Genomic DNA, 19,031 nt, shown 5'->3' on the forward strand with positions numbered 1-19,031 from the left:
ATAATTGCTTCACGGCGGCGGACAGATCGTCTCAAATTCCGGGACGATGCCCCGATCGGCTGCGGAGCTTTACCTTGATTGATCGCACGCTCGTTCGCGCGCTGGTGACGTCGGTTGCGCTTGCCACTGGTGTCATGCTCGCCGGCTGCAACAGCGACGAGATTTCGCTGGCCAACAACGCCAAGGCCAACCAGCCGGTGTCGCCGAAGCTGATCGCCGAGATGCAGGCCAAGGACATGGACCTGCAGGCGCCGATGCTGGTGCGGCTGTTCAAGCAGGAGGCCGAGCTCGAGGTCTGGAAGCAGACCCGCTCCGGCCAGTTCGCGCTGTTGAAAACCTATCCGATCTGCCGCTGGTCCGGCGATCTCGGCCCGAAGGTGCGCGAGGGCGACCGCCAGGCGCCCGAGGGCTTCTACAACATCACCCCGGCGCAGATGAATCCGCAGTCGGCCTATTACCTGTCGTTCAACACCGGCTACCCCAACGCCTTCGACAAGGCGCTCGGCCGCACCGGCTCGCAGCTGATGGTGCATGGCGACTGCTCGTCGCGCGGCTGCTACGCGATGACCGACGAACAGATCGCCGAGATCTATTCGCTCGGCCGCGAATCCTTCTTCGGCGGCCAGCGCGCGTTCCAGCTGCAGGCCTATCCGTTCAAGATGACGCCGGTGAACATGGCGAAGCACCGCGACAACCCGAACATGCCGTTCTGGAAGATGATCAAGGAAGGCTACGATCATTTCGAAGTGACGCGGCAGGAGCCGAAGGTCGAGTTCTGCGAAGCCAAATACGTGTTCGATCCGGCCGCGCCGCCGAACGCCTCGAGGCCGCTGGCGTTCAACGCCGCGGCGAAATGCCCGGCCTATGTGATCCCGAGCGAGATCGCCGACGCGGTGCGGCAGAAGCAGCGTCAGGACGACGTCAAGACCGCCGAACTGGTCGCCAAGGGCATTCCGGTGGCGCAGCGCCGGCCCGACATCGACGGCGGCATGAACCGGATCTTCGCCTCGAAGATTCCCGACGGCGCGACCGGGCTGTCGGAGCCGGATGCCCCGGGGCTGCAGACCGCCTTCGCCCGCGCGCCCGGCACCATCCCGGCGCATGTCAATCCGCCGAAGGCCACCGTGGCGACCGCGTCCGAAGAGGCCGAGCAGCTCGCCAACAGCCGCGCCGCCTCGCCGTCGCAGGGCTTGCTCAACAATCTGGCGCAAAAGAGCAGCAGCGAAACCACCGCTACGACGGCGCCCGCCAAGCCGAAGCTGGTGGTCGCCCCGAAGCCGGCCAGCGAGCCGGCCCGCCCGGCCTCGGTGGTCGCGGTGAAGCCGCCGGCCGCCAAGCCGGGCAGCGCGCCGCATCAGGTCGCCGCGGCCCGGCCGCCGCTGAAGCCGTCGGTCTCGTCGGCCGATGCGGCCGCCCCGTCCGCCCCCGCACGCGGCGGTACGCTGTCCGGCGCGCAGCCGGTGGTGTCGGCCAATTCCTTCGAGAACCGCTTCTCCGCGATGCGCTGAAGCGGGCGCTCCTCAGGATCTATTTGAAGTAATCGCGAGCGCATTCATCGCTTAATTACTGGCATCACCCAACGTGCTGTCATCTGCGGATTTCAGCAGAGATGACCCGTCACAACAGCGGTGGTAAATTATGTTGGATAGAATGGCTGCCAACATAGAGAGGTGCCCGTCTTCCATGTCGTCAAAATGCAATTGTCCATGCTCAAGAGATGCATGTACACGGCCAGACGCCGCAGCGATTGAATCGCTTTGATTTAGATCTCGAAACGCGCCCTGCTCAAGAATCCAAGCATAGTCGTAGCCAATCCAGCGACCACTTTTCTTCTGTATAGGCCACCTCGCCTCTCGCAAGAGATGTTCAACAAGAGCATCTTCGTGGCGATGATATTCGTCTGGGCGAGGACATAAGGCAACAAGCTCAATTACTTCGTTAATATCAGCGGCAAAACTGAAGGGCTCAGGACGGTACGATTTCTTTTCGTGATCCCACCGGAGTTCCCAATACGGAGCAATGTGACTCAAGGGCCTGAGCACGAAATGGTCGAGCCAATTGCTCCAGGCGAAAAATCGGCGAACGTCGTCCGGCGTATATCGCCGAGCTAAGGTCCTACGCCTCACTTAACTTAAGCGTACCTGCCGTGGCAGTGCTTGTACTTCTTGCCGGAGCCGCAGGGGCAATCCTCGTTACGGCCGACCTTGCCCCAGGTCGAAGGATCGTTCGGATTGCGCGCGGTCTTGTCGGCATTGTCCGCCGGCGCCAGCGAGACGTTGGCGAACGCCATCTCGTCCTCGCCGGTGTCGGCGTTGAACTTATGGCCTTCCATCGGCGGCAGTTCCTGCGGCTGCTCCGGCGGCACGATCTCGACCCGCATCAGCTGCGCGGTGACCGCCTCGCGCAGATGCGTGATCATCGCCTCGAACAGCGCGAAGGCCTCCGACTTGTACTCCTGCAACGGGTCGCGCTGGCCATAGCCGCGCAGGCCGATGACGTTGCGCAGATGGTCGAGCATCACCAGATGCTCGCGCCACAGATGATCCAGCGTCTGCAGCAGGATCGATTTCTCGGCGTAGCGCATCACCTCGGGGCCCCACTGCGCCACCTTGGCGGCCATGTGCTCGTCGACGCGCTGCTCGATCCTGGTCAGCAATTCCTCGTCGGCGATGCCTTCTTCCTTGGCCCATTCGTCGACCGGCAGGTCGAGCCCGAGCACACGCTCCAGCTCTTCCTTCAGCCCGGCGACGTCCCACTGCTCGGCATAGGCGTGTTCCGGCACGTGCTTGGCGACGATGTCGTCGATGTAGTCGTGGCGCATCCCGGCGACGGTCTCGGCGACGCTGTCGTCCTTCATCAGGCTGACGCGGTGATCGAAGATTTCCTTGCGCTGGTCGTTCTGGACGTTGTCGAACTTCAGCAAATTCTTGCGGATATCGAAGTTGCGCGCCTCGACCTTCTGCTGCGCCTTCTCCAGCGCCTTGTTGATCCAGGGATGGATGATCGCCTCGCCTTCCTTCAGGCCGAGCCTTGTCAGCATGGTGTCGAGCCGGTCGGAGCCGAAGATCCGCATCAGATCGTCTTCCAGCGACAGGAAGAACTTCGAGCGGCCGGGATCGCCCTGACGGCCGGACCGGCCGCGCAGCTGGTTGTCGATACGGCGGGATTCGTGGCGTTCGGAGCCGATGATGTAGAGACCGCCCGGGCGGGTGATGGTCTTGGCCGGCCTGTTGCCCTTGGCGGGCTCGATCTCGACGGTCTCTTCGGCCTTCAGCACGATCTCGCGGAACCGCTCGATGTCGGCCTTGATGCGCTCGATCTTGGCGGCCTTCTCGGCCTCGTCGGTGATGCCGACGGTCTCGTGCTGGATCCGCATCTCCAGCGAACCGCCGAGTTTGATGTCGGTGCCGCGGCCGGCCATGTTGGTGGCGATGGTGATCGCGCCCGGTACGCCGGCTTCGGCGACGATATAGGCTTCCTGCTCGTGGAAGCGGGCGTTCAGCACCGCGAACAGCTTGGCCGGCTTGCCCGCGCGGGCCGCGGCGTACAGCTTCTCCATGCCCTTCGGATCGGTGAAGTCGATCTGCTTGTAGCCGTGCTTCCTCAGATACTCGCCGAGCACCTCGGACTTCTCGATCGAGGCGGTGCCGACCAAGACCGGCTGCAGCCGCGAATTGGCGCGCTCCACTTCGGCGAGGATCGCGGCGTATTTCTCGCCCTGGGTGCGATACACCTCATCGTCTTCATCGAGACGGGCGATCGGCACGTTGGTCGGGATCTCGACCACTTCGAGCTTGTAGATGTCGAACAATTCGTCGGCTTCGGTCAGCGCCGTGCCGGTCATGCCCGACAGCTTTTCGTACATCCGGAAGTAGTTCTGGAAGGTGATCGAGGCCAGGGTCTGGTTTTCCGGCTGGACCTGGACGTGTTCCTTGGCTTCCAGCGCCTGGTGCAGGCCTTCGGAATAGCGCCGGCCCGGCATCATGCGGCCGGTGAATTCGTCGATGATCACCACTTCGTCGTCGCGGACGATGTAGTCCTTGTCGCGCTGGAACAGCGAATGCGCGCGCAGCGCCTGGTTGACGTGGTGCACCACCGAGACGTTCTCGACGTCGTACAGCGAGTCGCCCTTGAGCTGGCCGGCGTCGCGCAACAGCACCTCGATGTGCTCCATGCCGGCTTCGGTCAGCGTCACGGTGCGCTGCTTCTCGTCGACCTCGTAATCGGTCGCCTTGTCGAGCGACGGCATGAAGGTGTCGATGGTGTTGTAGAATTCCGAACGGTCGTCGAGCGGACCGGAGATGATCAGCGGGGTGCGGGCTTCGTCGATCAGGATCGAGTCGACTTCGTCGACGATCGCGTAGTAGTGGCCGCGCTGGACCATGTCCTCCAGCCGGTACTTCATGTTGTCGCGCAGATAGTCGAAGCCGTATTCGTTGTTGGTGCCGTAGGTGATGTCGCAGGCATAGGCGGCCTGGCGCTGCTGATCGTCGAGACCGTGGACGATGACGCCGGTGGTCATGCCGAGGAAGCCGTAGATCTCGCCCATCCAGGCGGAGTCGCGCCGCGCCAGATAATCGTTGACGGTGACGACGTGGACGCCCTTGCCGGCCAGCGCGTTGAGATAGACCGCAAGCGTCGCGACCAGGGTCTTGCCTTCGCCGGTCTTCATCTCGGCGATGTCGCCCTCGTGCAGCACCATGCCGCCGATCAGCTGCACGTCGAAATGCCGCTGCCCGAGCGTGCGCTTGGCGGCCTCGCGCACCGTGGCGAACGCCGGCACCAGAATGTCGTCGAGCGTCTTGCCGTCGGCCAGTTGCTGGCGGAATTCCGCGGTCCGCGCCCGCAGCGCCTCGTCGGACAACGCGATGAGCTCGGGCTCCAGCGCGTTGATGGCCTCCACACGGGGTTGATAGGCCTTGATCCGGCGGTCGTTGGGGGAGCCGAAGAGCCTACGGGCGAGCGCGCCGATCATACCAATTTCCTGTCTTTGCAGTTCGGCGTTGCAGCCATCGTCCGTTCACCCCGTCGCTATCAACTCATCGTGACGCTTTGAGGCCGGTATCCCTTTCTGGGGATCGGGCGCGAAATGAATGGAAAGCCAGCAATCCGAAAGTTCGCGGCCCAGGCGCGGCCAGGCACCTGCCGTCGCGCCGGTCCGATCGCGGAGAGATATGGCTGGGGTAGTGGGTTGTCAACGCGCCGACGTGGCGGGAAATTCATGATTTTGACAGAGTTTGCGCGTTGCCAAGGCGGCATGATTGGGCGAGTGTCCCGCCGCCCCGCACATTCCGCCTTTGCAGATAAGGATTTTCCATGACCTCTTTGCCGCTCCATTCCAAACCGGGCCTGCGCTTCGGCCTGGCCGGCGTCGCCATGACCGGCTGCCTGCTGCTGGCCGGCCTGCCGGTCCGCGCGCAGGACGCCGATCCGGTGCTCGCCAAGGTCAACGGCCAGGAAATCCGCCAGAGCGACGTCGCCGTCGCCGAAGAGGAGCTCGGGCCGAGCCTGGCGCAGATGGACCCCGCCACCAAGAACGAGAACGTGCTGTCGTTCCTGATCGACCTCAAGATCGTCGCCAAGGCCGCCGAAGACAAGAAAATCGCCGACCGCGAGGACTTCAAGGCCAAGCTCGGCTTCGCCCGCAACCGGCTGTTGATGGACAATCTGTTGGCCGTCGAAGGCAAGGCGGCGACCACCGACGTGGCGATGAAGAAGGTCTATGAGGACGCCGCCAAGCAGATCACCAGCGAGACCGAAGTGCGCGCCCGCCACATCCTGGTGGAGACCGAGGACGAGGCCAAGGCGATCGAAGAGGAACTGAAGAAGGGCGCCGATTTTGGCGAGCTCGCCAAGAAGAAGTCCAAGGATCCCGGCGCCTCCGACGGCGGCGACCTCGGCTTCTTCACCAAGGACCAGATGGTGCCGGAGTTCTCTTCGGTCGCCTTCGCGCTGGAGCCCGGCAAGATTTCCGATCCGGTGAAGTCGCAATTCGGCTGGCACATCATCAAGGTCGAAGAAAAGCGCAACCGCAAGGCGCCGGACTTCGAACAGGTCAAGGCGCAGATCGAGACCTATGTGACCCGCAAGGCGCAGGCCGATTACGTCACCAAGCTGCGCGAAACCGCCAAGATCGAGCGGCTCGACAAGCCGGCCGACGCCGCCAAGACCGATGCGGCGAAGCCGGCCGAAGTCGCCAAGCCCGAGGCGGCAAAGCCCGACGCCGCCAAGACCCCGGCGAAGAAGTAACCGACGCTGCGAGGCTTCTCCCCCTGCGGGGAGGCATCGCGTAAGCAAGCGAGCCGGATGAGGAACGCAGCGGTCGGCCGCAGCACCCCTCGTCCGGCTTTTTCGTTTTGCGCGCAACCGGCCCTCCCCGCGGTGGCGCGGAGGTGATACAGAGCGCTCCACTCGTCGCAGATCCTTGCTGAAAGCTGAACGCGCATGTCGACCGCCGTCTCCCCGCTCGCCCCGACCAATGTCCCCGAATTGCCGCCGCTCGACGGCGTCAAGCTCGCCACCGCCGCCGCCGGGATCCGCTACAAGGGCCGCACCGACGTGCTGCTGGCGCTGCTCGACCCCGGCACCGCGGTCGCCGGCGTGTTCACCCAGTCGAAATGCCCCTCCGCCCCGGTGGAATGGTGCCGGCTCAATCTGAAGGGCGGCAAGGCGCGGGCGCTGGTGGTGAATTCCGGCAACGCCAACGCCTTCACCGGCAAGACCGGCCGGGTCGCAACCGCTTTGACCGCGAAAATCGCCGCCAAAGCGATCGGCTGTAAACCCGCCGATATTTTTCTCGCCTCGACCGGGGTGATCGGCGAACCGCTCGACGCGACGAAATTCGACGGCGTGCTGGATCAGCTCGCCGAGGGCGCCGTGCCGGGCGGCTGGATGGACGCCGCCAAAGCCATCATGACCACCGACACCTTCCCGAAGGTCGCCACCGCCACGGTGAAGCTCGGCAAGGCCAAGGTGACCATCAACGGCATAGCCAAGGGCGCCGGCATGATCGCCCCCGACATGGCGACGATGCTGGCCTTCGTATTCACCGACGCGCCGATTGCGGCGCCTGCGCTGCAGTCGCTGCTGAAGGCCGGCGTCGCCGATACCTTCAACGCCGTGACCATCGACGGCGACACCTCGACCTCGGACACGCTGCTGGCCTTCGCCACCGGCGCCGCCGCGGCCAACGGCGCGCCAAAAATTTCCAAGGCCAGCGACATCCGGCTGAAAGCCTTCGTCAAAGCCTTCAACGCGGTGCTGGCAAATCTCGCCGAACAGGTCGCCCGCGACGGCGAAGGCGCCCGCAAGCTGGTCGAGATCATCGTCGACGGCGCCACCTCGAAGGCCAGCGCCCGCAAGATCGCGATGTCGATCGCCAATTCGCCTTTGGTGAAGACCGCGATCGCCGGCGAGGATGCCAATTGGGGCCGCGTGGTGATGGCGGTCGGCAAGGCCGGCGAGCCCGCGGACCGCGATAAATTGTCGATCTCGTTCAACGGCATCCGGGTCGCCAAGGCGGGCGCGCGGGATCCGTCCTACAACGAGGCCGAAGTCTCCAAGGCAATGAAGAGCCCGGAAATCCAGATCAAGGTCGCGCTCGGCCTCGGCAAGGGCCGCGACCGCGTGCTGACCTGCGACCTCACCAAGGAATACATCGCCATCAACGGCGACTATCGGTCGTGAACCTGCTGCTGGTCGTCGCGGTGGCGTTGATCGACGCCGATAATCGCGTGCTGATCGCCCAGCGCCCGCCCGGCAAGACCTTGGCGGGGCTATGGGAATTCCCCGGCGGCAAACTCGACGCGGGCGAGCGGCCGGAGCAGGCCTTGATCCGCGAATTGGACGAAGAACTCGGCATCACCGTCAAGGAACCGTGCCTGGCGCCGCTGACCTTCGCCAGCCACGCTTACGAGGACTTTCATCTGTTGATGCCGCTGTACATCTGCCGGCGCTGGGAAGGCGTTGCGACCGCGCGCGAAGGCCAAACGCTGGCCTGGGTTCGCCCGAACAAATTACGCGACTATCCGATGCCGCCCGCCGACATTCCGCTGCTCTCGCACCTGATCGATCTGTTGCAATAGTTCTTCGTGCCCCGGACGCAGTGCACCGCGCCGCCCTTGCGGCGTGGTGCACTGCAGATCCGGGGCCGTTACGAATGCTGGCTTTGCGGCGGTCCCGGCTCGCGGAGCAGCGTAAGAACGCTGCCCGCGTCCGGGACAAAGCACTCGTTATATTTGTTATTTCGGCATCATCCGCTTCACCGCGTCGGCCAGGCTGGCCTTGGCGGAGCCCGGTTTCAGCGGCTGCTGCTGACTTTCATGCGGCGACCAGGCGGATAACCACACCAGTTCGAAGGTGGCGCGGATGCGGCCGTCGGGGTCGGCGAAGCGTTCGCCATAGATCTCGACCATCCGCAGCAGCGTGGCGCGGCGCAAGGGCGTGCGGCGGCGTTCCACCAAAACGTTGGTGGCGCCCATTCGCCGCAAATCCTGCATCAGCGCCAAGGCGTTATCGTAGCGTACCACGATCCGGTCAACGTCGGTGACCGGCAGCGCGAAGCCGGCGCGCTGCAGCAAGGCGCCGAGATCGCGCAGATCGGCGGCCGGCGCGACCCGCGGCGAGACCCCGCCGTCCAGCTCGGATTCCGCTGTGGCAAACGCGTGGCGCAATTCTGTCAATGTGTCGCCGCCGGTCAGCACCGCCAACAGCAGCCCATCCGGCTTCAAAGCGCGGCGAATCTGCGCGAGCACCCCGGGCAGGTCGTTGACGAACTGCAATGCCAGCGCCGACACCGCCAGATCGATCGCGCCTTCGGCGAGCGGCAGCCGCTCGTCGGCACCGAGGTCGATCGCGGCCACTTCACCAAGTCGATCCTGCAGCGCCGCGCGGAGTTCATCGCCCGGGGTGGCGATGTCGGCCGCGGCGGAAAAATCGCGCAGCACCGCGTGGAGGCGTTCCGCCATCTCCTCGGCGACGCGGTCGAGCAGAAACGTCGCCGGTCCCAAGGCGCGGGCGCGGCGCTGCCGCGCGGCCAACAGGGCGCGATCGAACAATTTGGGCGCTTGCGGCGAACTCATGCCGCAGGGTTAAGCCGGCCGCGCGGCGCTGGCAATCAGTTCAGCTTCGACGACGCCGCGGCCGGACCCGGCGTCTGCGGCGGCGCTTCGAACATCTTCAACGAGGCGTCGAGCGCGTTGCGCAGATGCATCGCCGCAGCCTGGCTGCAGCGCAGCCGGCCGGTGGTGACGAATTTCACCTCGACCGAGCCGTCGGGCAACGGATTCAGCGTCCGCGACGCCAGTTCGATCTGCACGGTGTTGGCCATGATGCCGTGCGCCGGGGCGATGTCGAACGAGATGATCGGCGCGGTCGAGATATCGACATAGATCAGCGTCTCAGTTGGCTTGGCCTCTGGATCGGACAACTCGCTCTCCTCGGTCTGATTCGTTTGTCAGGCAACTTAGGCATCTGGCCGGCAAAATACGACGAAGCTGCCGCTTGAGCGGACGCCGCGGCGGCCGTAGCCTCGGGAGATGGAAACCGACGTCCCAGCGCCGCGATCCATCGCGGCCTCGTTGCATGGCGTGCTGCGGCTGTGCCGGCAGGCGGTGCGGCACGGCGCGCGCCTCGCGATCGACATCGCGCTGCCGACGCTGTGCGTCGCCTGCCGCGAGCCGGTCGACGGTCCCGGCGTCTGCGCGACCTGCTGGTCGCAACTGTCGTTCATCGCCCCGCCCTATTGCGAACGGCTCGGCATTCCCTTCGTCTATGATCCCGGCCCCGGCATTCTGTCGATGCAGGCGATCGCCGATCCGCCGGCCTATGCGCGGGCGCGCGCCGCGGTGCGCTACGACGAGATGGCGCGGACCTTGGTGCATGCGCTCAAGTTCCACGACCGCGTCGATCTGGCGCCGACCATGGGGCGCTGGATGGCGCAGGCCGGGGCGCCGCTGCTCGCCGACGCCGATCTGCTGGTGCCGGTGCCGCTGCATTGGCGGCGCGGCTTTTCCAGGCGCTACAACCAGTCCGGCGCGTTGGCGCGGGCGATCAGCCGGCACGCCAACGTGCCGGTGTCGCGCGACGCGTTGCGCCGGGTACGGGCCACCGCGCATCAGATCGGGCTCTCGAAAGCCGAGCGCGCCGCCAATGTGCAGGGCGCGTTCCGGGTTCCGCCGGAGAACAAATCCACTGTGCAGGGCCGCCGCATCGTGCTGATCGACGACGTCTTGACCTCTGGTGCTACGGTCGACGCCTGCGCCCGGGCGCTGCTGCGCGCCAAGGCCGCCTCGGTCGATGTGCTGGTCTTTGCGCGGGTTGTGGAGACCCACAAATCCCCCATATAATCCGGTCAACCTGTTCTTGATGAGCATGATTTGGTCCGAAACCCCGCGTCCGCTTTTCGGAATCATGCTCCAGCAATCTGAGGCGACATGACCGCTGCAATCGAAATCTTCACGCGGCCGGGCTGTGGTTATTGCAGCGCCGCCCGTTCGCTGTTGACCCGCAAGAAGGCGGCGTTCACCGAATACGACGTGGCGCGCGATCCGAAATTTCGCGACGAGATGACGACGCGGGTCGGCCCCGGCGCGACCTATCCGCAGATCTTCATCGGCGAACTGCATGTCGGCGGCTGCGACGATCTCTATGAGCTCGACCGCGCCGGCAAGCTCGATGCGCTGCTCGCCGGCGAAACGGCCGCTTCATGAGCGCCGCGGGACCCTTCACCGCCGCGATGGTGCAATTGCGCACCGGGCTGTTGCCGCAGCCGAGCCTGGAACAGGCCAGCGCGCTGATCCGCGAAGCGGTCGCCGCGGGCGCCGACTACGTGCTCACCCCCGAGGTGAGCAACATGATGCAGCCGAACCGCGCCGCGCTGTTCGAGCAGCTCGCGTTCCAGGACGACGATCTTTCGCTGAAGGCGTATCGCACGCTGGCGCGCGACCTCAACATCCATCTGCACATCGGCTCGCTGGCGCTGAAGGCGTCGCCCGATCGCGCCGCCAATCGCTCGTTCCTGATCGATCCGCAGGGCGCGATCCTCGCCAGCTACGACAAGATCCACATGTTCGACATCGATCTCGAGAACGGCGAAAGCTATCGGGAATCGGCGAACTATCAACCCGGCGAAACCGCGGTGATCAGCGACCTGCCGTGGGGCCGGATCGGGCTGACGATCTGCTACGACGTGCGGTTTCCGGCGCTGTATCGCGCGCTGGCCGACGCCGGCGCTTCGTTCATCACGGTGCCGGCGGCATTCACCAAGACCACCGGCGAGGCGCATTGGCACGTTCTGTTGCGCGCCCGCGCCATCGAGAACGGCTGCTTCATCTTCGCCGCGGCGCAGGGCGGGCGGCACGACAACGGCCGCGACACCTTCGGCCATTCGCTGATCGTCGATCCGTGGGGCGTGGTGCTGGCGGAAGGCGGCACCGAGCCGGGCTTCATCATCACCGAGATCGACCCCGCCAAGGTCACCAAGGCGCGCAGCGCGATCCCGTCGCTGCAGCACGGCCGCCGCTTCGGCCTCGCCGATCCGAAAACCAATCCCGAGCATCTGCACCTGGTGCGGGGCACGGTATGATCCGCTACACGCTGCGCTGCGACCACGGCCACGAATTCGAGAGCTGGTTTCAGAGCTCGGCGGCCTATGATCAGCAGGCGCGGCGCAAGCTGGTGAGCTGCCCGAGCTGCGGTTCGGTCAAGGTCGACAAGGCGATCATGGCGCCGCAGATCTCGCATCGGCGCAAGGATCCGGCGCCGCCCGCCGCGACGCCGTCGCCTGCCGCGACGGCCGAGCCCGAGGTGACGGCGCCGGCCGCACACTCGACCTCGACGCCGCTGTTGCTGGCGCAGGAGCGCGAACTGCGCAGCAAGCTGAAAGAGCTGCGCGACCACATCACCAAGAATGCCGAGAACGTCGGGCAGAAGTTTCCCAACGAAGCCCGCAAGATGCATTACGGCGACATCGAGCACCGGCCGATCTTCGGCGAGGCCACCACCGACGAGGCCCGCGCGCTGATCGACGAAGGCATCGAGGTCACGCCGCTGCCGGTGCTGCCGGAAGACCGCAATTAGTTCAAGTCGCCGGGGCATACATGGAGAGGCTCACCGGATGCTGCGACGGCGATCAGGCACTTTGCTCAAGCCGTCATTCCGGGGCGCGAGGCCGCAGGCCGAGCGAACCCGGAATCCAGTATCCCAGGGCGGTGATTACTGGATCCCGGGTTCGCTCGCGGCTGACGCCGCTCGCGCCCCGGGATGACGGCCTGGTGGTTCAACGGATGTCAGCGCCATGAACATTGACTCATTCTCCTCGTGGCAATTCTGGGCGGTCGCCTCGGCGGTGTTCGCGGCGCTGACCGCGATCTTCGCCAAGATCGGCGTCGCCGATATCGATAGCGATCTCGCCACCTTCATCCGTACCATCGTGGTGCTGATGAGCCTCGCGCTGATCCTGCTCGCCACCGGCAAGTTCGCCGCGCCCGGCCCGATCAGCGGCAAGACCTGGCTGTTCCTGGTGCTGTCCGGGCTCGGCACCGGCGCGTCGTGGCTGTGTTATTTCCGCGCGCTTAAACTCGGGCCGGCGTCGCTGGTGGCGCCGATCGACAAGCTGAGCGTGGTGCTGGTGGCGCTGTTCGCGGTGGCGTTTCTCGGCGAACGGCCCTCGCTCAACCAATGGCTCGGTATCGGCCTGATCGCAGCGGGCGCGGTGCTGATCGCGCTGCGCTGATCAGCCGGCGATCAGCAGCCCGACGCCGACCACGATCAGCGCGATGCCGAACAATTCCCGCGGCAACAGCGGCTGCTTGAACGAGTAGTATGCCACGCCTTGCGCGAACAGCACCTCGACCAGCGCCAGCGTGCGGACGTTGGCGGCGGCGGTCAGCGCGAAGGCGAGGAACCAGAACTGCGAGGCCAGCGCGCCGGTGAAGCCCGCCAGCATCGACGGCTTCCACAGCCGGAGGATGTCGCGCAGAATGTTCGGCGCGCGGGCCAAGAGATAGATCGTCAGCACCAGCGTCTGCACGCCGAGTCCGAACACCAGCGTATAAGAGGCCGCGGTGACGAAGGAGACGTCCGGCACCACGATAATGGCGCCGCGAAAGCCCACCGCCGACAGCGCGAAGGCGGCTGCCGCAACCAGCCCCTGGATGGTCGGTTTCAGACTGGTGAACGCCTTGTCGCCGCCCGGCCGCAGCGCAGTGATCACCACGCCGATCGTGGCGATCACGATCGCGGTGACTTTCAGCCAAGTCAAATGATCGCCGAGAAACACGAAGCCGAAGATCGCGGTCTGGATCGCCTCGGTCTTCAGATACGCGGTGGTGACCACGAAGGAGCGGTCGTTCATCGCCGCCAGCATCAGGCCGGTGGCGAGGATCTGGCTCAGCGCGCCGAGCAGCAGCCACGGCCAGAACGCAGCCGTCGGCCACGGCACCGCGTCGCCGGTGGCGAGGATCACCACCGCGAAGAACACGAGCGAGAACGGAAAGCCGAACAGGAAGCGGATATTGGTGGCGCCCCAGGTGCCGAGCGGCCCGGTGAGTGAGCGCTGCATCGCGTTGCGCGCGACCTGGCCGAGCGCGGCCACGATCGTGAAGGGAATCCAGAGCGCGGCGACGGAGAACATGCGGGGGCTGCTAAGCGGGAGGGCGGGTCGAGTATCGTGCCGGGCATGCGCCGCGCGGTCAACGGCGGCCGCGGCATGGCGCCATGCGCGGCGGCCCGTCACGCTGCGCGCGCCCCTATCCCCAGCGCCGTCGTGCTGCGCGCGCCCCGATCGCAGCGTCGTCATCCTGAGGCGCCCGAGCGTCGCGAGGGCCTCGAAGGATGCGGCTCCGGGTGCATGCGGCTCGCCAAGGACTCGCGGCTCATCCTTCGAGACGCCCGGCTACGCGCTGCGCGCTATGCCGAGCTCCTCAGGATGACGGCGGAGTGAGTGGCAAGGTCCAGCCCGGCCATGACGCGAAGGGGACAAACATTCTAAGTGGCGCCGCCTGCGTAGCAACGTTGGCTATTCGGCGCGACCTTCCAGATAGAAGTCGCCGCTTCAGCTCGCCACAGCGGTCTCGGCCACCACCATGTAGTTGACGTCCATGTCGGCGGAGAGGCTCCATTTGTCGGCGAGCGGATTGTACACCAGCCCGGCCTGTTCGGTGACCGCGAGCTTGCTGTTGTGCAAATGCTTGGTGAGTTCGTCCGGGGTGACGAACTTGTCCCATTGATGGGTGCCGCGCGGCAGCCAGCGCATCACATATTCGGCGCCGACGATGGCCAGCGCAAAACTCTTCCAGTTGCGGTTCAGCGTCGCCACCACCATCAAGCCGCCGGGCTTGGTGATCGCGGCGCAGCGCGCCAGAAAGGCGCCGACGTCGGTGACGTGCTCGATCACCTCCATTGCCAGCACGATGTCGAAGCGCTCGCGCGGATCCATCTGCTCGACGGTGGTGCAGCGATAGTCGATCAAGAGCTGCGATTTCTCGGCGTGCAGCTTCGCCGCCGCGATGTTGGTGGCGGAGGGATCCACCCCGATCACCTGGGCGCCGAGCCGCGTGAACGGCTCGCACAACAGCCCGGCACCGCAGCCGATGTCGATCATGCGCAGGCCGGACAGGCAGTTCAGGCTCTTGGCGTTGCGTTCGAATTTGCGGCAGGCGGCGTCGCGAATGAACGACAGCCGCAGCGGGTTGATCTTGTGCAGCGGCGCCATCTTGCCGGTGGGGTCCCACCACTGCGCCGACAGCTTGGAAAACTTGGCGATTTCGGCGGGATCGACGGTCGCCGACGAGGCGTTGGCCGACGATACGTTCGGTGAATCTGATTGCATGCTCATGAGATGCGCCGTTGCTCCTAGCGGGCGGTGATCGAATGGCGAAACGCCTGCGGCGCGGCGGGGTTGCGCGGGCTGCGCTGGCCGACCGGGGCGTCCCCGCCCGCGAGGGCCCGGGATCGGTGCCGGCGATCGCCCAGACTATCGTCGCTATGGCACCGCATCGAGCCTCGAATCGCTTTCGCCAGAGTTCTGCTATTCCGCCCGCGGGGCCGGGGCCGGTTGCTTGCCCGCATCCGGCTCGATATGTATACGCGCCTTCCGGCGCCGCGTCGCGGACCGCGATATCATTATCCGTTGTTCTCAGGGAATGCACTATTGGTCATGGGCCGGCTCGTGATGAAATTCGGCGGCACGTCCGTCGCCAATATCGACCGCATCCGCAACGTCGCACTGCATGTGAAGCGCGAAGTCGATGCCGGCCATCAGGTCGCGGTGGTGGTGTCGGCGATGTCCGGCAAGACCAACGAACTGGTGGCGTGGTGCCGCGACGCCTCGGCGATGCACGACGCCCGCGAATACGACGCCGTGGTGGCATCCGGCGAGCAGGTGACCTCCGGGCTTTTAGCGATCGCGCTGCAAGCGATCGGCATCCAGGCGCGATCCTGGCAGGGCTGGCAGATCCCGATCAAAACCAGCGACGTCCACGCCTCGGCGCGAATTCTGGAGATCGACGGCAGCGAGATCATCAAGCGGTTTGACGACCGCAAGGAGGTCGCGGTGATCGCCGGGTTCCAGGGCATCAATGCCGAGACCGGCCGCATCACCACGCTCGGCCGCGGCGGCTCCGACACCTCGGCGGTGGCGATCGCCGCGGCGCTGAAGGCCGACCGCTGCGACATCTACACCGACGTCGACGGCGTCTACACCACCGACCCGCGGGTGGTGCCGAAGGCCAAGCGGCTCGACAAGGTGTCGTTCGAGGAAATGCTGGAACTGGCGTCGCAAGGTGCCAAGGTGCTGCAGGTGCGCTCGGTCGAGCTCGGCATGGTGCACAACATGCCGATCTTCGTGCGCTCCTCGTTCGACAAGCCGGAAGACATCGACCCGCACGGCACCCCGCCGGGCACGCTGATCTGCAGCGAGGAGGAAATCATGGAAAGCCACGTCGTCACCGGTATCGCCTTCTCCAAGGACGAGGCGCAGATCTCGGTGCGCCGCATCGAGGACAAGCCCGGCGTCGCCGCCTCGATCTTCGGCCCGCTGGCGGCGGCCAATATCAACGTCGACATGATCGTGCAGAGCGTATCCGAGGACGGCGCCACCACCGACCTGACGTTTACGGTGCCGGCCTCCGACTTCGCCCGCGCCAAGCAGACCATCACCTCGGCCCAGGCCACCATCGGCTATGCCAGGTTCGACTCAGAAACCGACGTCGCCAAGGTCTCGGTGATCGGCTCGGGGATGCGCAGCCATGCCGGCGTCGCAGCCCAGGCCTTCGAGGCCCTGGCCGCGCGCAAGATCAACATCCGCGCCATCACCACCTCGGAAATCAAGTTTTCGGTGCTGATCGACGCCGCCTACACCGAACTTGCGGTGCGCACCCTGCATACGCTGTACGGATTGGACCAAGTTTAGAACAATTTTCACGGCATTTTCGTCGCCGGCGGGGCGCAGGTTTCCGCCCGCTGGCAGGCGTTTTGCTTGGCAAAACAAGCTTCAATTCGCTATACGGCCTGCGGAGACCGGTGCGGTCAGTGGCCGGCCGAGGCTAACCCTCGGTTGTGCCGCGGCATCGCTGCCGGACGCCGTCTGGATCGAAACCGTACGCGAATCAGAGTTTTGCGTGGCCTTGAGTTTGCCGGCGCGCCGCCGGCGGACGACGTGATGCTGTTGGACTGAGTTTGCGCCGGCGCCGCCCGCAAAGGCGGCGCGCCGGCCCGCAGGGGAGATATCGGCATATGCGGAGCGCGTCGGGTGGCCCCCGCGTCCTGCTGAGACGGCTCCGCGAAACCATGGCGGAGCAGGTCTCCGCGCAGGAACGTCTCGACAAGATCGTGGTGCTGATCGCCGCCAACATGGTGGCCGAGGTCTGCTCGACCTATGTGCTGCGGGTCGACAACACGCTCGAACTCTACGCCACCGAGGGCCTCAACCGCGACGCGGTCCACCAGACCGTGCTGAACGCCCATGAGGGCCTGGTCGGCCTGGTCGCCTCCGAAGCCACCCCGCTGAATCTCTCCGACGCCCAGACCCATCCGGCGTTCTCGTTCCGCCCGGAGACCGGCGAAGAAATCTATCATTCCTTCCTCGGCGTGCCGATCCTGCGCGCCGGCAACACGCTCGGCGTGCTGGTGGTGCAGAACCGCGCCAAGCGCACTTACGTCGAGGAAGAGGTCGAGGCGCTGCAGACCACCGCGATGGTGGTGGCGGAGATGATCGCGTCCGGCGAATTGTCGGCGCTGGCGACGCCGGGCGCCGAGCCGGCGGCGCGGCATTCGATCCACAAGACCGGCGCGGTGCTGTCCGACGGCATCGCGCTCGGCCACGTCGTGCTGCACGAGCCGCGCGTCGTTATCACCAATTACATCGCCGAGGACCTGCCGAAGGAAATCAAGCGGCTCGATACCGCGCTGACCAAGCTGCGCGCCGATCTCGACCGCATGCTGGAGCGCGGCGACGTCGCCGAGAGCGGCGAGCACCGCGACGTGCTGGAAGCCTACCGGATGTTCGCCAACGACCACGGCTGGTCGCATCGGCTGCACGAGGCGGTCGCCACCGGCCTCACCGCCGAAGCCGCGGTCGAGCGCGTGCAGTCCGACACACGGGCGCGAATGCTGCGCTCGACCGATCCGTACTTACGCGACCGATTGCACGATCTCGAAGACTTGGGCCACCGCCTGATGCGGCAACTGGTCGGCCAGGACCACGCGCCGTCGCGCGAACAATTGCCAGACAACGCCATCCTGATCGCGCGCTCGATGGGGCCGGCGGCGCTCTTGGACTACGACCGCAAGCGGCTGCGCGGCTTGGTGCTGGAGGAAGGCACCGCGAATTCCCACGTCTCGATCGTGGCGCGGGCGCTCGGCATCGCGGCGGTCGGCGAAATCCCCAACGCGCCGGGCATCGCCGATCCGGGCGACGCCATCATCGTCGACGGCACCTCGGGCTCGATCTATGTGCGGCCCTCCGCCGAGGTGGAATCCGCCTTTGCCGAGCGGGTGCGGTTTCGCGCCCGGCGGCAGGCGCAGTATTCCGCGCTGCGCGACCTGCCCTGCGTCACCAAGGACGGCCAGCCGGTCGACCTGATGATCAATGCCGGGCTGGTGATCGACCTGCCGCATATCGAAGACACCAATTGTTCGGGGATCGGCCTGTTCCGCACCGAACTGCAGTTCATGATCGGCCAGAGCCTGCCGCGCTCCTCGGACCAGCTGGCGCTGTACCGCGCGGTGCTGGATGCCGCGGGGCCGAAGCCGGTGACCTTCCGCACCCTCGATATCGGCGGCGACAAGGCGCTGCCCTATATGGAGACCGTGGTCGAAGAAAACCCGGCGCTCGGCTGGCGCGCGATCCGGCTCGGGCTCGACCGCCCCGGACTGCTGCGCAGCCAGATCCGCGCGCTGCTGCGCGCCGGCGGCGGACGCTCGCTGCGCATCATGTTTCCGATGATCTCCGAGGTCACCGAGTTCGACCAGGCCAAGTCGATCGTCGAGCGCGAACTGACCTATCTGCGCCAGCACGGCCACACCCTGCCGGAGCGGGTCGACGTCGGCACCATGGTCGAAGTCCCGGCGCTGCTCTACCAGCTCGACGAATTGCTGGAGCGCGTCGACTTCGTCTCGGTCGGCTCCAACGACCTGTTCCAGTTCCTGTTCGCGGTCGACCGCGGCAACGCCAAGGTCTCCGACCGCTTCGACTCGCTGTCGGCGCCGATCCTGCGGGTGCTGCGCCAGATCGTGCAGCGCGCCAATGCGGCGCGGCGCGCGGTGTCGTTGTGCGGCGAGATGGCGTCGCAGCCGCTCGGCGCGCTGGCGCTGATCGCGCTCGGCTATCGCTCGCTGTCGCTGTCGGCGATCCAGCACGGCCCGGTCAAGGCGATGATCCTCGATCTCGACGCCGCCAAGGCCGCGGCGGTGATCACGCCGCTGTTGAACGCGCCGACCGGCAGCGTGTCGATCCGCAAGGCGCTGACGGAATTCGCCGAGGCCGAAGGGCTGTCGTTGTAGCGAGGCTGTTTGCCCGCTTCACGCCGCCA

16 protein-coding genes are annotated in these 19,031 nt (G+C 65.9%); 11 read left to right on the plus strand and 5 right to left on the minus strand.

From position 1 onward, the window contains the following. Positions 1-74: 74 nt before the first annotated feature. On the plus strand, positions 75-1,508 hold the full coding sequence (locus tag HNR60_RS11780) for a L,D-transpeptidase family protein (RefSeq protein ID WP_184257642.1): 1,434 nt from the start codon (positions 75-77) through the stop codon (positions 1,506-1,508). 623 nt (positions 1,509-2,131) lie between these two features. Here the strand turns inward: HNR60_RS11780 and secA are convergent. Continuing rightward, positions 2,132-4,975 carry a preprotein translocase subunit SecA gene (secA, locus tag HNR60_RS11785; protein ID WP_184257644.1) on the minus strand — a complete coding sequence of 948 codons (2,844 nt, stop codon included), beginning with the start codon at positions 4,973-4,975 and terminating at the stop codon, positions 2,132-2,134. A gap of 341 nt (positions 4,976-5,316) precedes the next feature. Here secA and HNR60_RS11790 point away from each other — a divergent pair, with 341 nt between their 5' ends. The 3 genes from HNR60_RS11790 to HNR60_RS11800 all read left to right on the plus strand — a co-directional run bounded on the left by HNR60_RS11790 (position 5,317) and on the right by HNR60_RS11800 (position 8,084). Beyond that, positions 5,317-6,249 (plus strand): peptidylprolyl isomerase, encoded by a 933-nt coding sequence (locus tag HNR60_RS11790; protein ID WP_184257646.1) that lies wholly within the window; start codon positions 5,317-5,319, stop codon positions 6,247-6,249. A 195-nt stretch (positions 6,250-6,444) separates the two neighbouring features. After that, complete coding sequence (gene argJ, locus HNR60_RS11795; RefSeq protein WP_184257648.1) at positions 6,445-7,686, plus strand: bifunctional glutamate N-acetyltransferase/amino-acid acetyltransferase ArgJ; 1,242 nt, start codon at positions 6,445-6,447, stop codon at positions 7,684-7,686. After that, a complete protein-coding gene (locus HNR60_RS11800) occupies positions 7,683-8,084 on the plus strand; it encodes an NUDIX domain-containing protein (RefSeq protein WP_184257650.1) in 402 nt (133 codons plus the stop codon). Before argJ ends, HNR60_RS11800 begins: the two co-directional genes overlap by 4 nt. A 156-nt stretch (positions 8,085-8,240) precedes the next feature. Here the strand turns inward: HNR60_RS11800 and HNR60_RS11805 are convergent, their stop codons facing one another. Together HNR60_RS11805 and HNR60_RS11810 are read right to left on the minus strand one after the other, a co-directional pair. Continuing rightward, positions 8,241-9,080 carry a methyltransferase domain-containing protein gene (locus HNR60_RS11805; RefSeq protein WP_184257652.1) on the minus strand — a complete coding sequence of 280 codons (840 nt, stop codon included), beginning with the start codon at positions 9,078-9,080 and terminating at the stop codon, positions 8,241-8,243. 35 nt (positions 9,081-9,115) lie between these two features. Further along, positions 9,116-9,427: a hypothetical protein gene (locus HNR60_RS11810; protein ID WP_184257654.1), complete on the minus strand. Its 312-nt coding sequence runs from the start codon at positions 9,425-9,427 to the stop codon at positions 9,116-9,118. Between the two features lie 109 nt (positions 9,428-9,536). On the opposite strand from HNR60_RS11810, the gene HNR60_RS11815 reads away from it, so the two are divergent. The 5 genes from HNR60_RS11815 (at position 9,537) to HNR60_RS11835 (ending at position 12,733) form a co-directional block, all read left to right on the plus strand. Beyond that, a complete protein-coding gene (locus tag HNR60_RS11815) occupies positions 9,537-10,346 on the plus strand; it encodes a ComF family protein (RefSeq protein ID WP_184257656.1) in 810 nt (269 codons plus the stop codon). 87 nt (positions 10,347-10,433) lie between these two features. Continuing rightward, positions 10,434-10,709 carry a glutaredoxin 3 gene (grxC, locus tag HNR60_RS11820; RefSeq protein WP_184257658.1) on the plus strand — a complete coding sequence of 92 codons (276 nt, stop codon included), beginning with the start codon at positions 10,434-10,436 and terminating at the stop codon, positions 10,707-10,709. Beyond that, positions 10,706-11,584: a carbon-nitrogen hydrolase family protein gene (locus HNR60_RS11825; protein WP_184257660.1), complete on the plus strand. Its 879-nt coding sequence runs from the start codon at positions 10,706-10,708 to the stop codon at positions 11,582-11,584. Before grxC ends, HNR60_RS11825 begins: the two co-directional genes overlap by 4 nt. After that, positions 11,581-12,078 (plus strand): DUF1178 family protein, encoded by a 498-nt coding sequence (locus HNR60_RS11830; RefSeq protein WP_184257662.1) that lies wholly within the window; start codon positions 11,581-11,583, stop codon positions 12,076-12,078. Before HNR60_RS11825 ends, HNR60_RS11830 begins: the two co-directional genes overlap by 4 nt. 217 nt (positions 12,079-12,295) lie before the next feature. Continuing rightward, positions 12,296-12,733, plus strand: coding sequence for an EamA family transporter (locus tag HNR60_RS11835; protein ID WP_184257664.1), 438 nt, complete (start codon positions 12,296-12,298; stop codon positions 12,731-12,733). On the opposite strand, the gene HNR60_RS11840 is transcribed toward HNR60_RS11835, so the two are convergent. After that, a complete protein-coding gene (locus HNR60_RS11840) occupies positions 12,734-13,633 on the minus strand; it encodes an EamA family transporter (RefSeq protein WP_184257666.1) in 900 nt (299 codons plus the stop codon). It lies immediately after the preceding gene. Between the two features lie 420 nt (positions 13,634-14,053). After that, the gene (gene ubiG, locus HNR60_RS11845) at positions 14,054-14,836 is read right to left on the minus strand and encodes a bifunctional 2-polyprenyl-6-hydroxyphenol methylase/3-demethylubiquinol 3-O-methyltransferase UbiG (protein ID WP_184257668.1); all 783 of its coding nucleotides are present in this window, start codon (positions 14,834-14,836) and stop codon (positions 14,054-14,056) included. Between the two features lie 321 nt (positions 14,837-15,157). Here ubiG and HNR60_RS11850 point away from each other — a divergent pair, with 321 nt between their 5' ends. Together HNR60_RS11850 and ptsP are read left to right on the plus strand one after the other, a co-directional pair. Next, on the plus strand, positions 15,158-16,411 hold the full coding sequence (locus tag HNR60_RS11850; RefSeq protein WP_184257670.1) for an aspartate kinase: 1,254 nt from the start codon (positions 15,158-15,160) through the stop codon (positions 16,409-16,411). A gap of 323 nt (positions 16,412-16,734) precedes the next feature. Then, positions 16,735-19,002: a phosphoenolpyruvate--protein phosphotransferase gene (gene ptsP / locus HNR60_RS11855; protein WP_184257672.1), complete on the plus strand. Its 2,268-nt coding sequence runs from the start codon at positions 16,735-16,737 to the stop codon at positions 19,000-19,002. Positions 19,003-19,031 lie beyond the last annotated feature (29 nt).

Origin of the sequence: Rhodopseudomonas rhenobacensis (genome assembly GCF_014203125.1) — a bacterium.
GTDB lineage: Bacteria > Pseudomonadota > Alphaproteobacteria > Rhizobiales > Xanthobacteraceae > Rhodopseudomonas_A > Rhodopseudomonas_A rhenobacensis.

Coding starts and splice junctions, on each gene's coding strand:
- secA (WP_184257644.1), bottom strand. CDS start 4,975: ATGATCGGCGCGCTCGCCCGTAGGCTCTTCGGCTCCCCCAACGACCGC.
- HNR60_RS11790 (WP_184257646.1), top strand. CDS start 5,317: ATGACCTCTTTGCCGCTCCATTCCAAACCGGGCCTGCGCTTCGGCCTG.
- argJ (WP_184257648.1), top strand. CDS start 6,445: ATGTCGACCGCCGTCTCCCCGCTCGCCCCGACCAATGTCCCCGAATTG.
- HNR60_RS11805 (WP_184257652.1), bottom strand. CDS start 9,080: ATGAGTTCGCCGCAAGCGCCCAAATTGTTCGATCGCGCCCTGTTGGCC.
- HNR60_RS11815 (WP_184257656.1), top strand. CDS start 9,537: ATGGAAACCGACGTCCCAGCGCCGCGATCCATCGCGGCCTCGTTGCAT.
- grxC (WP_184257658.1), top strand. CDS start 10,434: ATGACCGCTGCAATCGAAATCTTCACGCGGCCGGGCTGTGGTTATTGC.
- HNR60_RS11825 (WP_184257660.1), top strand. CDS start 10,706: ATGAGCGCCGCGGGACCCTTCACCGCCGCGATGGTGCAATTGCGCACC.
- HNR60_RS11830 (WP_184257662.1), top strand. CDS start 11,581: ATGATCCGCTACACGCTGCGCTGCGACCACGGCCACGAATTCGAGAGC.
- HNR60_RS11835 (WP_184257664.1), top strand. CDS start 12,296: ATGAACATTGACTCATTCTCCTCGTGGCAATTCTGGGCGGTCGCCTCG.
- HNR60_RS11840 (WP_184257666.1), bottom strand. CDS start 13,633: ATGTTCTCCGTCGCCGCGCTCTGGATTCCCTTCACGATCGTGGCCGCG.
- ubiG (WP_184257668.1), bottom strand. CDS start 14,836: ATGAGCATGCAATCAGATTCACCGAACGTATCGTCGGCCAACGCCTCG.
- HNR60_RS11850 (WP_184257670.1), top strand. CDS start 15,158: ATGGGCCGGCTCGTGATGAAATTCGGCGGCACGTCCGTCGCCAATATC.
- ptsP (WP_184257672.1), top strand. CDS start 16,735: ATGCGGAGCGCGTCGGGTGGCCCCCGCGTCCTGCTGAGACGGCTCCGC.